Raw genomic sequence first — 14,097 nt, 5'->3', positions numbered from 1 at the left:
GTGCTTGGGCGTTGTGTTGTATTTAGCCGCCGGCGGTGACGCGGTACACGTCGAATACGCCCTCGATATTTCTTAGCTGGTTCATGAGCGTGCCAAGCTGCTTGGTATCCGATACCGAGAAGGTAAAGCGCACCACGGCAACGTGATCATCGGCGGTGTGGGAATTCATCGCCACCACAACCACCTGTTGCTCGTTGATCACGCGGGTGAGGTCCATGAGCAGGCCATCGCGATCGAGCGCTTCGAGCTGCAAGGTGGCAGCAAAAGCGGTGCCGCCTCCTTCTTGGGCCCAGGAGACGTCGATAAGCCTTTCTTGTTCCTCTTTGAGCTTCTTGGCGTTGGTGCAATCCACGCGGTGTACCGACACGCCTCCACCACGGGTGATGAAGCCGAAGATTTCATCACCGGGCACCGGCATACAGCATTTAGCGAGTTTGGCCAGCACATCGGGGCTGCCCTGCACCAATACCGCCTGGGAGCTTGTGCCCTGATGCTCGGGGTGAACGAGCTCGCTTAAAGGGGTACGCGACACGAGCGTGTCCACGGCATCGTCAGTATCGCCAAAGCGCGCCATGAGGCGGTGGGCCACATTGGAGGCCGACACATTGCCCGAGCCGATCGCGGTGTAGAGCGAATCGATATCCGGATAGTGCAGCTCAGTTGCCACCTGCTTCATGGTGGAGGCAGTAAATAGCCTGTGCATGGGCAAGCCGCCACGCTGGACTTCTGCCGCCAGCGCATCCCTGCCGGCCTCGAGGTATTCGCCACGACGTTCCTTGGCAAACCACTGGCGGATCTTGGTCTTTGCCCTGGGCGAGACCACAAAATCGCGCCAATCTTGGCTCGGGCCAGCATTCGGATCTTTAGAGGTAAAGATCTCTACGCGGTCACCCGATTTGAGCTTGGATTCCAGCGCCACCAATTTGCCATTGATCTTCGCACCGATGCAGCGATGCCCCACCTCCGTGTGAACGGCATAGGCAAAATCCACCGGCGTTGAATCCACCGGGAGGTTCACCACATCGCCTTTGGGGGTAAACACAAAGATCTGCTTGGCAGTGAGGTCATAGCGAAGGCTATCTAAGAACTCATTGGGATCCGCTGCCTCTTTTTGCCAATCCAATAATTGGCGCATCCAGGACATCTGATCAATTTCGGCTTGATCGCCCTTAGAGCCTTTCAGCTCCTTGTAGCGCCAGTGGGCTGCGATGCCATATTCGGAGTTGAAGTGCATCTCGTGCGTGCGCACCTGCACCTCAATGGGCTTGCCACCATCGCCCATCACGGTGGTATGCAGCGACTGGTACACCCCGAACTTCGGTGAAGAAATATAGTCCTTAAAACGACCGGGCATGGCCGAATACAAAGAGTGCACCACGCCGATGGCCGCGTAGCAGTTATTCACGGTATCGACCAGGATGCGCAGGCCGACGAGATCGAAAATCTCGTCAAAATCTTTGCCTCGCACAATCATCTTTTGGTAAATCGACCAATAGTGCTTCGGCCGGCCCATCACCTCGGCGTCAATGTGATTATCTTTGAGCGCCTGCTGCAGCTCCGCAGATACTTCTTTGAGGTAGCGATCGCGCGAGGGCGCACGATCGGCCACAAGGCGCACCACCTCGTCGTATTTCTTGGGATACAGGATGGCAAAGGAGAGATCTTCTAGCTCCCACTTCACGCTGGCCATACCAAGGCGGTGCGCCAAGGGGGCGATCACCTCGAGGGTTTGGCGAGCCTTCTTAGCCTGCTTTTCTGGGGGCAAAAAGCGCATGGTGCGCATGTTGTGCAGGCGATCGGCCACCTTAATTACCAACACGCGAGGATCCTCGCTCATGGCAACGATCATTTTGCGGATCGTTTCAGCCTCAGCAGCGGCGCCGAGTGCAACTTTATCGAGCTTGGTTACGCCGTCGACAAGCCTGGCTACTTCCTCGCCAAAATCCCTGGTGAGATCCTGCAAGGAATAGTCGGTGTCTTCGACCGTATCGTGCAAGAGTGCCGCCACCAAGGTGGTGGTATCCATGCCGATCTCGGCGGCGATGGTGGCAACCGCAAGCGGGTGGGTGATATACGGATCGCCGGATTTGCGGAACACCCCTTCATGCAAGCGCTCTGCCGTGGCATAGGCACGATCGAGCAACTCGGCATCAGCCTTTGGGTGAAACTCACGGTGAATCGCCATCAAAGGCTCTAGCACCGGATTAATGCGCACTCGCGTGCCCGTAAGACTACGAGCCAAGCGCGCCGACATGCTGCGCATAGTCGTCGGCTGTTTTTGGGGCTTCTTTTCCACCGTCACGCCCAAGCTCCTTCCCGCTATCTGTGGCAAATTAGCACATCTACTCCCACCAGAGTGTGCGTTTTTTCGGTCTCCACCGCGCTTATGCCCACACCTTGATGTACAGGTGCAAACACCGCGTAACTCGCCACTATTTCCTTATTGCTTTTTGGAGCTAACCTTCAGTGTTTTGCTGGTTCACAACGTACAAGGGCACATCGCCTAGACGTTCGCGACCACCTAAACCTGCTACCTCTAACACTACGGCGCAGCCGACTACCTCACCACCACATTGCTCAATCAACTTAATCGCAGCGCTCAGAGTGCCGCCGGTGGCAAGCACATCGTCGACCACCATCACGCGCTTGCCTGTGAGGTCAAGGTTTTCAGCCGGCAACTCAAGCGCTGCCTTGCCGTATTCAAGATCGTAGCTTTGGGTATGCACCGGTGGAGGCAGCTTGCCCTGCTTGCGAATGGCCAAAATACCGCTATCGGTGCAATACGCCACCGCCGAGCCCAGGAGGAAACCGCGGGCATCGAGCCCACCAATCAAATCAACCTCGGCCTTCGCGGCCTCGGCGGCGACGTCGTCGATAATCAGGCGGAAGGCCTCTGGGTCTGCCAACACTGGGGTGAGATCTTCAAAGAGCACCCCCTCGACCGGGAAGTCTGGCACCAGGCGAGTCTTTTGCTTGAGTGCATCAATAGCGCTGGTATAGCGAGGGCTGTTGCTAGTCATGTGAACATCCGTTTCTTGGCTGTGATTGGTTTGGGCTAAGGCATGAGAGGGTGAGGTCATGTGCTGGCCTAGGGCTGCTTGGTGCTCCAGCGATCCATATTCCAGCCCACGCCGGAGGCATTGGTATTGGGCACTACATGCAAGACATTGCGGTCGTACATCTGCACTCGCGGTTGCGTAGCCAACGGCACGGTGGTGAGGTTGTCCCAGGATGCGGCTTCATCTTTACGCAAGCCTTCAATATCTGCACTCGACTTTGCTGCTCCGCTGAAATCACTTACAGGATCGACGGCCAATAACAGCGCATCCAAGGTGGCGTTGGCGTGATACGCACCGGTGCCATCGGTGCCAACCCACTGCAGTTGATCAAAGGTGCCGCCTTGCTTAGATGCATCGACGATCTCGATCCCAGCCGGTGCACAAGATTTTTGTATGGCTTTGACCATGTCGGCTTTGCGCTGATCCGGGCCGCTATAACCAATATTGATGGTGGTGCCGCCGAGAGCCTTGGCCTGATCAATATTGGTGCCGAGGTGAGGATCGGTGATGTCTTTTAATTGCGTGGCGGATGGATCGCCTGCGCGAAGCATTCGGGTAACAACTGGGGTAACGGGCACGCCGCTGGCTTTCTCGGAGGCTTGGGCTACGGCGGCCTGATCAATGCAGGCTGCAAATGCTTTGCGGTTTTCAGCGGTTGCGAACACTCCCGTATCTGAAAGCAGCAAGGAATCAGTCATCACACCTTCCATTGCCGCTACCTCTACCGGGCGCTCCACATCATCGCGGTCAAGCCAGGAAAGATCATTCAAGCTGGTGCTATCGGCAACGCGAAGCACACCGTCCTTGCGCAATTGCTCAAGATCAGATCCCCGTGGCCACACCACCAGTTCGGGTTCTTCTGCCTGCGCACCTGCGTAATACTCGTTGCGTTCCAGGATCACCTCGCCTTGATCCCCAACGGAGCGGATCTTATAAGGGCCGAGGCTTTGCTGGAGCGAAGCATTGAAATTTTCTAGCTCATAGCCCTCATTCCACACCTGGGCTACGCCTTCGAGCATGCCCCACTGCTGATTGCTCAGCGCAGTGTTGAGTTCTTCCATGCTCAGGCCAGCTTCTCGGGCAATGGCGTGCGCAGGAAGTAGCGTGCCCGCGGGGAAGATTTGGCGCCACCTCGGGCCAAAGCCCTGCTTGAACACCACGTCAACGCTTCTGCTATTTGGTTGGCACTCCACGCTTTCTACCTCATTCATCAAAGGCATATAGGAGTGAAATAGCGAGGGCATGGTGCCGGCACGGAATGCCAGTAGGAAGGAATCGCAGGTCAGCGATGCTCCATCGGAAAACTTGGCTTGCTCGTTGATCTTAAATTCTGCGCGTTGCTGCACCCCCGGCAGCAAGTGGCCTTCTGCTACGTCGCGGTTGGGAATCCACTGTCCCTTAGGGCCTTGGGTAAAAGGCCCTGGGTACAGTCTGGTGCTCAAGGCTTGGGCGTCGATGGATGCTCCAAGGGAACTACCCGCGTTGGTGGTTTCAAGCGGCACATCTACTGCGTAGCCAAAAAGCTCATTACTTGGGGTGGCTTGCTGCTCATCTGTATCGCTGCTGCAGGCTTGCACGCCTAAAGCAGTCAGCGTGGCCGCAGCCAGGAGCGCGAAAATGGTGCGCAAGCTTCGTGCCCGCGGAGAAGGTGCCGATTCGACAGTCACGTAGGGGCAACCACCTTTCTTTTTCCGGCCATGCAGCCGTTGCTAAGTTGTTGCGCAGCGTCTTGACTAGTGCGCACATGCGGTTCGAGCATTAAATGCCGGAGCGTTTCCACTTGTGTAAGCCTTCGTTGTGTAAGCCCTAGCAGCCTCCGCATGACAGCAATCCTGTTCAGTATAAAACCCAAAAGTTCTGCTTCCCGAATCAGGTGTAATCCCCGAAGGCATCCGCACATACTTTCTAAGCACAACACCCCGCCGTAGCGGGGTGCTGGATTGGATACCCGGGTGTTTAGCCTTGGCCTGGGCGCCAGGTGGCACCGGTAGAAGGAGGCGTTTGGGGTGTGTCCGTTTCTAGGCGATCTTCGATGATTGCTTCGTCGATAGCCTCGTCTTCTGGATCTTCTACATGCTCGCGGGCTCGAAGCACCTGGGCGTTATGCGCCTTGACCTTAGGTTCGCGCTCTTTTAGCGATACCAGCAGCGGCGTGGCAAGGAAGATGGAGGAGAACGTACCTTCAATCACACCGATGAGCTGTACCAGTGCGAGGTCTTTCAGCGTACCCACGCCCATGAGCCACACGGCCACCACCATCAGCGCAAGGATGGGCAGCGCCGAAATGATCGTGGTGGAGATCGAGCGCATCACTGTCTGGTTCACAGCCTCGTTGGCCAGCTCCCCATAGGTGCGACGACGATTCCCCAGATAACCGGCGCTGAGCTCGCGGACCTTATCAAAGACGATCACCGTGTCGTACAAGGAGAAGGCCAGCACCGTGAGCAGGCCGATCACGGTGGCAGGGGTTACTTCAAAGCCCACCAGTGAGTAGATACCTGCGATTACGACCAGGTCTACCAGCAAGGCGAGCATGGCAGCTACGCCCATCTTCCTTTCGAGCCTCAGGGCGATGTAGACAAAGACAGCAGCCAGGAACACGCCCATGGCCAGCAGCATCCTCGAGGTGATGGTAGAGCCCCAGGATTCCGAGACGGTGGAATCGCCAATGGCATCAGGGGTTTGCTGCCCGGAAGCATTTTCGGGCTTGTATTCCTCGTAGAGGGCATTGCGGGCGGCATCGATTTGGTCTTGGGTGAGTCGCTCTGAGGTGATCTCGAGGATGCGGCTATCCCCTGCGCCCACGATTTGCACCTGCTCGGGAGTAACACCGGTGGCGTCTTCGAAGGTGTGCTCCACCTTCTCGGTGCTCAGTTGTGCGGCGGGCATATTCATTTTCGTGCCGCCCACGAAATCGATGCCGAGGCTAAAGCCGCGAATACCGATGGCTACCAGGCACACCAGCAAAATAGCGGCGGTAATGGAGTACCACTTTCGGCGTTGGCCAACAAAGTCGAGGCCACCGTCGCCTGTGTAGAGCTTGCTTAGCAGATTTTTGCTCATGGTTAACGCTCCTTTTCGGTGTCGGCTGCCCGAGCTTGTCGACGCTTCTGCTCACTAATCTTGAACATCTTGCCCAGACCATTGGCGCCTGGGCGTGCCGTCCAGGGTTTCCTCGAAGCCAGGATCACCAAAGGAGCAGTAAAGAGGAATACAACGAACAGGTCGAAGAGCGTGGTCAAACCAAGGGTGAAGGCAAAGCCCTTCACCGAGCCCACCGCCAGGAAGTAGATCACCACGGCACCAATCAGCGTCACGGCGTTACCGGTAACGATGGTCTGTTTTGCTCGGTCCCAGCCGCGCGGCACGGCAGAACGGAAGGTTCTGCCCTCACGCACTTCATCTTTAATCCTTTCGTAGAGCACCACGAAGGAGTCGGCAGTCGTACCAATACCGATGATCAAGCCGGCCACGCCTGCAAGGTCAAGCGAGTAGCCGATCCAGCGGCCAAGGAGCACCAAAGCTCCGTACACCAGCGCAAAGGATGCGCACAGTGCCACCATGGAGATCACACCGAAGAAGCGATAGTTAATCAGCGAATACAGCGCCACTAAGAGCACGCCGACCAAACCGGCAATCAAGCCGGCCTTCAGCGATGCCGCACCAAGGGATGCAGGCACGGTGGTGGTAGTGCCGCCGGCCTCGCCGTTTTCACCAGCAAAGCTCAAAGGCAGCGCACCATAGCGCAGGTTGTTCGCCAGCTCTTGTGCTTGCTGCTGGGTGAAATCACCGGTGATGCTGGTACCAGAGCCCACCGGCGTGGCCGAACGAATCACCGGAGCCGAAATAATCTTCGAGTCCAAGGTGATGGCAACCTGCTGGTTGATGTAGTCGCTGGTGAGCTTGGCCCAGGTTGCCGAACCCTGGTTGCCGTTATCAGACTTGAAGGAGAAGTTGATCTCCATCTCGCCGTTCTGCGGGTTCAAGCCACCATTGATCGGACGGTTGGTGTCAATCTCATCGCCGGTGAGGCGCTTGCCGTCTGGCTCTTCTTGGCCAATGAGCAAGGGGCTTGGATCAAGGATGTAGATGCTTGGCCCTTGGTCATCACTTTCTGGGGCGCAGGCAACCAGTGGCTTGGAGGGATCATCAGCACCCTGGAGCGGATCCGGCTTGCCTGCCTCACACTGCATGAGGCTGCTGGCAGCAATCTGGATATTGGGATCGGTGGATTGACGATCCTTCTTCAGCATCTCCAGAACTTCTTTGCGGCGCTGTTCGGCCTCAATGGAGTTCGCCGGCTCCTTGGGAGCTTTTGCCGTGACCTTCTCGGGCTTTGCCTCATCGGCATTTTTGCCCTCGGCCTGGGCTAGCAATTGAGCCTGTTCTTTGAGCGCATCGTTGGCTTGCTCTGGGGTGATCACGCCCGCTGCAACCCAACGATTGGCCATATCCACCATGTTCTTTTCCACTGCCTCACCATTCGGTTCTTGAGGCTGGGCAACGGGGCGGAACAGCAACTGCGAGGTTTGGCCTAAAGCACGAGCCTGGGACGTATCGGTGCCCGGCACCGTGATGACCAGTGTTTTGCCATCGGCAACCACGGTGGCGCCGGAAACACCCATGCCATTGACGCGGTTTTCCAAGATGTTGCGCGCCTGTGCGAGCTGATCATCGCTGGGGTCTTGGCCCTGCGGCACCAGCGTGACTCGGGTACCGCCTTGAAGGTCAATACCTAACTTCGGCTTTGGGCTGCCATCACCAGTGAAAAAGATCAGTGCATAGATGACGGCCAGGGTGGCAATAAAAAGAGCGATGGCACGTTTGGGCCACGTTCTCCATTTTGCCCCTGCGCGTTGTTGCGAAGGCAATGCAAATTCTCCCTTGTTCTTGCGCTATCCAATAACGCCCTGGGAACCGACACGCTGTGATAGCCAAGCTGGCTCCGTGGGTTCCGGTGTTATCTCATCGGCTCATACTACGACATGACCCCGGATCAGCGTGCACCCCGTGGCACAGAAAACATTCGCCGGGCATAGAAAAAGCGGCTGCAGGGTTTCGTTTTTCCTACAACCGCTTGGGAATTCAGGTGACGGGCTTAACGCTGTGGCTGTTCACCTGGGTCTTGTTCGCTTCGCAATGGTGCCTCGGGTGCTTCTTCTACAGGCTGGGCTACCTGCTGGGCTTGAGCGCTTTCTCGCTCATCCTGGCTCAGGTTGCGAACGATCGCTGCCTTTTCCCACACGCTGATATTCGACGGGGAGGTTTCAAGTTCCACCGTGGTGTCATCGATACCGCGAACCACTGCGTGCAAACCGGCATTGCTCACCACATGATCGCCAATCACCAGATCTTCTTGCACCTGTTGGATGCGTGCGAGCTCACGGCGCTGACGACGCTGCATCATCATCGTTGGCAGGATCAACACAACCAGCAGGAGGATCAGTAGTAAAAGATTCATAGTGTTCTAGTGTGCCAGATCATTCAAGATCGAGCATGCCAAGGGTTCCCTCTGGAGGTTGCAACCCTAAGTGCAACCAAGCAGCCGCCGTGGCCACGCGGCCACGCGGTGTACGCGCGATCATCCCGGCACGAACCAGGTAGGGCTCGCATACTTCTTCTACCGTGCTCGGCTCCTCGCCCACGGCAATGGCCAAGGCATTCACGCCCACAGGACCGCCACCGTGACCTCGAATTAGGGCGTCAAGCACTGCCCTATCCAGGCGATCAAGGCCGCGTTCATCAACATCGAAAACGAGCAGCGCAGCCTTGGCCGCCCCTAGATCGATGCGCCCATCGGCATGGACTTCGGCAAAATCTCGAACGCGGCGTAATAAGCGGTTGGCAATACGCGGTGTACCGCGGCTACGCGAGGCGATCTCTCTTGCAGCGTCATCGCTGATGCTGACACCGAGGATCTTTGCGGCGCGCAGCACCACCTTGGTCAGATCATCGGTGGAATAGAACTCCATTTGCGCGGTAAAGCCGAAACGATCGCGCAGCGGGCCGGTAAGCATGCCTGAACGGGTGGTGGCTCCAACGAGGGTAAAAGGCGCTAACTCCAGTGGAATGGAGGTAGCCCCTGGGCCTTTACCCACAATCACATCGACGCGGAAATCTTCCATGGCCATGTACAGCATTTCTTCTGCAGGCCTGGCCATGCGGTGGATTTCATCAATAAACAGCACATCGCCTTCCATCAAATTAGAAAGCATGGCTGCTAGATCACCTGCTCGCTCAAGTGCTGGGCCTGAGGTCATCCTGAGCCCGGCACCGAGCTCATAGGCAATGATCATGGCCATGGTGGTTTTACCCAGACCGGGCGGGCCAGAAAGCAGCACATGGTCCGGTGCTACCCCACGGTGTTTGGCTCCGCCTAGCACCAAGTTGAGCTGATTACGAACTTTGGGTTGGCCAATAAATTCTTCGATGCTTTTTGGGCGCAAGGAGCTTTCAACATCGCGCTCGCCGTCTTGCTGCGTGGGCACCACAGCATCGCGCTGTTGTGCAGGGCTTGGTTGTTGCGCCGAGCCAGCGATGTTGAATTCGGTCTTTTCAATATTGGCCATTACTAACGGGTACTTCCCTTCTCCGCTTTTAAACAAAGCGTCTTGCCGCTCAAGCTTATCGTCTACCCAATACGTTCAAGGTGGCATGCAGGGCGCGAGAGGCATCCATGTCCGGTGACTCTTGCAGCACTGCCTCCAAGGCGGGTTGTGCCACTTTTTCGCTAAAGCCCAGACCGATCAGGGCTTCGAGCACGGCCTCGGATACTCCCGGTCGTGCGCTTTGCGTCGCCGGGTTCTGCACCGGGGCTTCGGCGTCGACATAGTTGCCGACCTTGTCTTTGAGATCCACCACCATTCGCTCTGCAGTACGTTTGCCCACGCCGGGGATCTGCTGGAGTGCTTTGGCGTCGCCTCCGCGGATGTGCTGGGCGATTTCCTCGCAGCTAAACACAGCCTGCGCCGCCAGGGCGAGGCGCGGCCCGAGTCCAGAGACTGACTGGAGCAAATGGAACATTTCTTTTTCTTCTTGTTCCAAAAAGCCATAGAGCAGGTGTTGATCTTCCCTGATCACCTGGCTGGTAATCACCTTGGCTTCTTCACCGCGTTGCAGGCGCCCGAGGGTGCGAGGGCTGCACCAAACCTCATAGCCCACGCCGGCGCATTCGATCACCGCTCGGTCTAGAGCAATCTCGCTGATAATCCCTCGCAGATAGGCAATCACGGTGGCTTCGCTTTCTTTGTTTTGTTCTAGTTGGCTGCTGTGCTGTTATTTCAAGGTATTGGATCGAAGGCGCTGTTCGTAGCCCAAGGTTGAAGCTCGCCAGCAATGGCACACCCCTAGGGCGAGTGCATCGGCCGCGTCTGCCGGTTTTGGGGGCTCGCTCAACCCTAAGATTCGGGTGATCATGGCCGTCATCTGTTTCTTATCGGCACGGCCATTTCCCGTGACGGCCTTTTTCACTTCACTTGGGGTGTACATGTGCACCTCAAGCCCGCGCTGGGCTGCAGCCAGCATCAACACCCCCACGCCGTGGGCGGTATGCATCACGGTAGAGACGTTGCCTCGTTCAAAGATGCGCTCGAGGGCAACCACGTCAGGCTGATATTCATCGAGCCATTCATTGACTGCCTCGCTGAGCTCCAATAAACGTTGGGTGAGCTGCTCACTGCTTGGGGTGCGCACCACTCCCACCGCCACCGGTATCACCTGCCGGCCATGTCCAGCATCTACTACTGAGAGCCCGCAGCGGGTAAGACCGGGATCGATCCCCATTACTCTCAGACCTTTGGGCATGGACTCACTTTCTGCATCGGGTGTTGTGGGCGCAGTAGCACCACAATCACTCTTAAATTAGCACAGAGTTGCGAAAACCGGGGCACCTGCCATTTTTAGGCAGGCACCCCGGTTGCAAGCGTGCTAGAGATTAATCGTCGAGCTCGGCGAGCACCTCATCGCTTAAGCTCATGTTGGTAAACACATTTTGCACGTCGTCGGATTCTTCCAAAGCATCAATCAGGCGAAGGATCTTGCGAGCATCTGCTACACCCAGATCAACCTCGACAGAGGCGCGGAAATCTTGGTCTGCTTCGTCTACCTCAATGCCGGCTTCGCCAAGCGCGGCCTTGACAGCCACCATATCGCCGGGTGCACACAGGATCTCGAATTTATCGCCAACCTGGTTGACTTCCTCGGCGCCTGCGTCGAGCACGGCCATCAGCACATCGTCTTCGCTGAGATCGCCCTGCTCTACTAACACCACGCCCTGGCGGCTAAATAGGTAGGACACCGCGCCGTTTTCTGCCATATTGCCGCCGTTTTTGGTCATGCGGGTTCGCACCTCGCTGGCCGCACGGTTGCGGTTATCGGTGAGACATTCAATCATCACGGCCACGCCATTGGGGCCATAGCCTTCGTAGAAGATGGTCTGCCAATCGGCGCCACCGGCTTCTTCACCAGAGCCACGCTTACGGGCGCGCTCGATATTGTCGTTGGGAACGGAGGCCTTTTTGGCCTTTTTAATCATATCGTCGAGGGTGGGGTTAGCGGCAGGGTCGCCACCGCCGGTACGGGCTGCTACCTCGATGTTTTTAATCAGCTTGGCAAATTCCTTGCCACGCTTGGCGTCATTGGCCGCCTTCTTGTGTTTGGTAGTAGCCCATTTTGAGTGCCCTGACATAATTTCCCTTCTGTCACTGCGTATATAAACAAATAAAGTCTTGAACCGGCGCCATTATACGCCCGCACCACAAGTGTGCGAGAGCTCGACCCGGCAGCAATGATGCTTTGAAGCTAGTTGCCGGAGTTTTCTGAGTTGTCTAAGCCTGCGATAGGAATTTCCGCCTTCCCCTGTGCGAGCGTGCGGGTCAGTCCCTCTTGGGTGGTCACAGCCACCAAATCGCCCTGCTGGTTAAAGATGCGACCGTGGGTAAGCGCGCGCCCTGCATGCGCCGAAGGCGAGACTTGGTCATATAACAGCCACTCATCAGCGCGGAAAGGACGCAAGAACCACATTGCGTGGTCAAGCGATGCCATTTGTACAGGGTGATTTGGGTGCGGCACGAGGGAGGAGTGCAGCAGGGTCATATCCGACATATAGGCCAAGGTGCAGACGTGGAAGGTTGGATCGTCGGGAAGCTTGGTTTTCGACCTAAACCACACCACCTGTTGGCTGGCGGTATAGGGATTGTGCTGGAAATCCTCATCGGCGACCTTGCGGATATCCCAATCGCTCCACTCTTCAAGCACCACCCGCGAGCTTTTGGGAATCTGATCCATATCCATGGTCACTGCCTCGGGCGCGGGCACTTCGCGCATCAGATCGGAGTGCTCGATGCCGCGGTCATCGGTGCGGTGGAAACTGGCTTGCATGACAAAGATCGTTTCGCCATCTTGAATGGCGCGCACTTGGCGTGAAGCAAAGGACTTGCCATCGCGAATGCGCTCGACAAGAAACACCGTGGGTTTGCGGGCATCGCCTGGACCTACAAAATAGCCATGTAAGGAATGCACGGCTTTGTCTTCAATCGTGTTGGTGGCCGCTACCAGTGCTTGTGCTGCCACCTGCCCGCCGAAGGTGCGCTTAAAGTTCGAGGGAACAACGCTGCCTCGGAAAATATCTTTATCAATTGTTTCGAGCTCAAGAACATCGAAAATAACACTCATAACTTCAGGCTTCCTTCCTCCACAGATGGCCTGTGAATGCTGGGCGGTTGCCCCAAAGCTTATCCAAGTGTGCAGGCTTTAAAGATAGAATCGTCCGGGTGCAAGCAATTTCCAATGGACGCTGGTGGATATTCTGGGTGCTCAGCCGCATCGCGGTGGTGGCACTCGCGCTTCGAAATCCCTGGACGCAGGGCGATCCGCAGTACTACTTCGAAGAACTCACCTCCGGTGAGACGCTGGCACTCGGAGAGTATCCGGCCGTAGCCGTATGGCCTTTGCGCGCGCTGTTTTTCTTCAGCAACGGCCACGAGGGATTGTTTATCGCCTTATTCAGCATCATGTGCCTAAGCGTTGATGGATTGATGTTCTTCCTGGTGCAGCGTTATGCACGAAGTGCCGGACCAAAGGCCTTTTGGATTGCTTCTGGCCTGCTCATGCCGGAAGTCTTGTTGTGGCGCTTTGATATTTTGCCAGGCGTGCTGGTGGCAATGGCCGCGCTTTTTGGCTACCGCAAGCGCAGCGCCATCTTTCTTGCTACCGCAGCGATGATGAAGCTATGGCCTTTTGCCCTGGTGCCGGCCATCGGTGGAAGATTGCGCTCACGCGCCACCAGAATACAGATCACCACGTTTTTGGCCACGGTGGCCATCTTGAGCCTGCTAAGCATCGCCTTCGGTGGTGTGCAGCGCCTGCTGAGTCCACTGACATATCAGGGTGCTCGCGGTTTACAGATCGAGTCGGTGGCGGCCACTCCCCTCATGCTTGGCGCTTTGATCAGCCCTGAGCGTTATCGGGTGGAGTACGCGGCGTCGAAAAGCTTTGAAATCACCGGCCCTGGCGATGCAGCCATGCAGTTCCTCTCCTCGGTGCTCATGCTGTTATGTGCGGCGTTGGTGCTGCTGTGGCTGTGGAATGTGCTGCGCGAAGGTATCACCCAAGAGCTCCAGGTGGCGTGGATGATCCTGGTGCTGCTCGTGCTGCTGTGCGCCAACAAAGTGTTATCGCCGCAGTATCTGCTGTGGCTGGCCCCGCTGGTGGTGGTGGGTTATCTGCTGCAGCCTTATGGGAAGGCCAAAACGCTGGCGCTGCTGTGCTTGCTTTGCCAGGCCTGCACCACCTTGGTGTATCCGATTACCTATGACCACATTGATCAAGTGCCTTTCGACGGCGCGTTTGCACCCCTGATGTTGGCGCTGAGGAATCTGTTGCTCGTGGCCATGGTAGTGGTGGCAATCCTGCACGTTCGCCAGCAACAGCAGGTCTTCCGCGAGAAGCAATTGCGCGAAGTTGCCGCCTGATGCCTCAGATGTGGAAGCCAAAATTGAACAACGTTTAGCCTTTTCAGGCGGGAGGTGACGCTACACTA

General features: G+C 56.8%; 12 protein-coding genes. 1 reads left to right on the top strand and 11 read right to left on the bottom strand.

Going from position 1 to position 14,097, the window contains the following annotated elements:
* Window positions 1-22: 22 nt before the first annotated feature.
* The 11 genes from CPPEL_RS05130 to CPPEL_RS05080 all read right to left on the bottom strand — a co-directional run bounded on the left by CPPEL_RS05130 (window position 23) and on the right by CPPEL_RS05080 (window position 12,731).
* Window positions 23-2,302 (bottom strand): RelA/SpoT family protein, encoded by a 2,280-nt coding sequence (locus CPPEL_RS05130; protein WP_123960124.1) that lies wholly within the window; start codon window positions 2,300-2,302, stop codon window positions 23-25.
* Between the two features lie 154 nt (window positions 2,303-2,456).
* On the bottom strand, window positions 2,457-3,020 hold the full coding sequence (locus CPPEL_RS05125; RefSeq protein WP_123960123.1) for an adenine phosphoribosyltransferase: 564 nt from the start codon (window positions 3,018-3,020) through the stop codon (window positions 2,457-2,459).
* A 68-nt stretch (window positions 3,021-3,088) separates the two neighbouring features.
* Window positions 3,089-4,726: an ABC transporter substrate-binding protein gene (locus CPPEL_RS05120; RefSeq protein WP_164470379.1), complete on the bottom strand. Its 1,638-nt coding sequence runs from the start codon at window positions 4,724-4,726 to the stop codon at window positions 3,089-3,091.
* 289 nt (window positions 4,727-5,015) lie between these two features.
* Complete coding sequence (secF, locus tag CPPEL_RS05115; protein WP_123960121.1) at window positions 5,016-6,122, bottom strand: protein translocase subunit SecF; 1,107 nt, start codon at window positions 6,120-6,122, stop codon at window positions 5,016-5,018.
* A gap of 2 nt (window positions 6,123-6,124) precedes the next feature.
* Window positions 6,125-7,930 (bottom strand): protein translocase subunit SecD, encoded by a 1,806-nt coding sequence (gene secD / locus CPPEL_RS05110; protein WP_123960120.1) that lies wholly within the window; start codon window positions 7,928-7,930, stop codon window positions 6,125-6,127.
* A 227-nt stretch (window positions 7,931-8,157) separates the two neighbouring features.
* Window positions 8,158-8,520: a preprotein translocase subunit YajC gene (yajC, locus tag CPPEL_RS05105; RefSeq protein ID WP_123960119.1), complete on the bottom strand. Its 363-nt coding sequence runs from the start codon at window positions 8,518-8,520 to the stop codon at window positions 8,158-8,160.
* 19 nt (window positions 8,521-8,539) lie between these two features.
* Window positions 8,540-9,628: a Holliday junction branch migration DNA helicase RuvB gene (gene ruvB / locus CPPEL_RS05100; RefSeq protein ID WP_123960118.1), complete on the bottom strand. Its 1,089-nt coding sequence runs from the start codon at window positions 9,626-9,628 to the stop codon at window positions 8,540-8,542.
* Between the two features lie 55 nt (window positions 9,629-9,683).
* Window positions 9,684-10,289, bottom strand: coding sequence for a Holliday junction branch migration protein RuvA (gene ruvA / locus CPPEL_RS05095; RefSeq protein ID WP_123960117.1), 606 nt, complete (start codon window positions 10,287-10,289; stop codon window positions 9,684-9,686).
* A gap of 45 nt (window positions 10,290-10,334) precedes the next feature.
* The gene (ruvC, locus tag CPPEL_RS05090) at window positions 10,335-10,862 is read right to left on the bottom strand and encodes a crossover junction endodeoxyribonuclease RuvC (RefSeq protein WP_123960116.1); all 528 of its coding nucleotides are present in this window, start codon (window positions 10,860-10,862) and stop codon (window positions 10,335-10,337) included.
* A gap of 130 nt (window positions 10,863-10,992) precedes the next feature.
* On the bottom strand, window positions 10,993-11,745 hold the full coding sequence (locus CPPEL_RS05085; protein WP_123960115.1) for a YebC/PmpR family DNA-binding transcriptional regulator: 753 nt from the start codon (window positions 11,743-11,745) through the stop codon (window positions 10,993-10,995).
* 113 nt (window positions 11,746-11,858) lie between these two features.
* A complete protein-coding gene (locus CPPEL_RS05080) occupies window positions 11,859-12,731 on the bottom strand; it encodes an acyl-CoA thioesterase (RefSeq protein WP_123960114.1) in 873 nt (290 codons plus the stop codon).
* Window positions 12,732-12,829: 98 nt separating this feature from the next.
* On the opposite strand from CPPEL_RS05080, the gene CPPEL_RS05075 reads away from it, so the two are divergent.
* A complete protein-coding gene (locus tag CPPEL_RS05075; RefSeq protein ID WP_123960113.1) occupies window positions 12,830-14,029 on the top strand; it encodes a hypothetical protein in 1,200 nt (399 codons plus the stop codon).
* Window positions 14,030-14,097 lie beyond the last annotated feature (68 nt).

The sequence above is a fragment of the Corynebacterium pseudopelargi genome (genome assembly GCF_003814005.1).
Classification (GTDB): domain Bacteria; phylum Actinomycetota; class Actinomycetes; order Mycobacteriales; family Mycobacteriaceae; genus Corynebacterium; species Corynebacterium pseudopelargi.
This window is presented reverse-complemented; position numbering and strand designations above follow the sequence as displayed.

Excerpts from the sequence above, each read along its gene's own strand:
- CPPEL_RS05125 (WP_123960123.1), bottom strand. The coding sequence starts at position 3,020 with ATGACTAGCAACAGCCCTCGCTATACCAGCGCTATTGATGCACTCAAG.
- ruvC (WP_123960116.1), bottom strand. The coding sequence starts at position 10,862 with ATGCCCAAAGGTCTGAGAGTAATGGGGATCGATCCCGGTCTTACCCGC.
- CPPEL_RS05085 (WP_123960115.1), bottom strand. The coding sequence starts at position 11,745 with ATGTCAGGGCACTCAAAATGGGCTACTACCAAACACAAGAAGGCGGCC.
- CPPEL_RS05080 (WP_123960114.1), bottom strand. The coding sequence starts at position 12,731 with ATGAGTGTTATTTTCGATGTTCTTGAGCTCGAAACAATTGATAAAGAT.
- yajC (WP_123960119.1), bottom strand. The coding sequence starts at position 8,520 with ATGAATCTTTTACTACTGATCCTCCTGCTGGTTGTGTTGATCCTGCCA.
- secF (WP_123960121.1), bottom strand. The coding sequence starts at position 6,122 with ATGAGCAAAAATCTGCTAAGCAAGCTCTACACAGGCGACGGTGGCCTC.
- ruvB (WP_123960118.1), bottom strand. The coding sequence starts at position 9,628 with ATGGCCAATATTGAAAAGACCGAATTCAACATCGCTGGCTCGGCGCAA.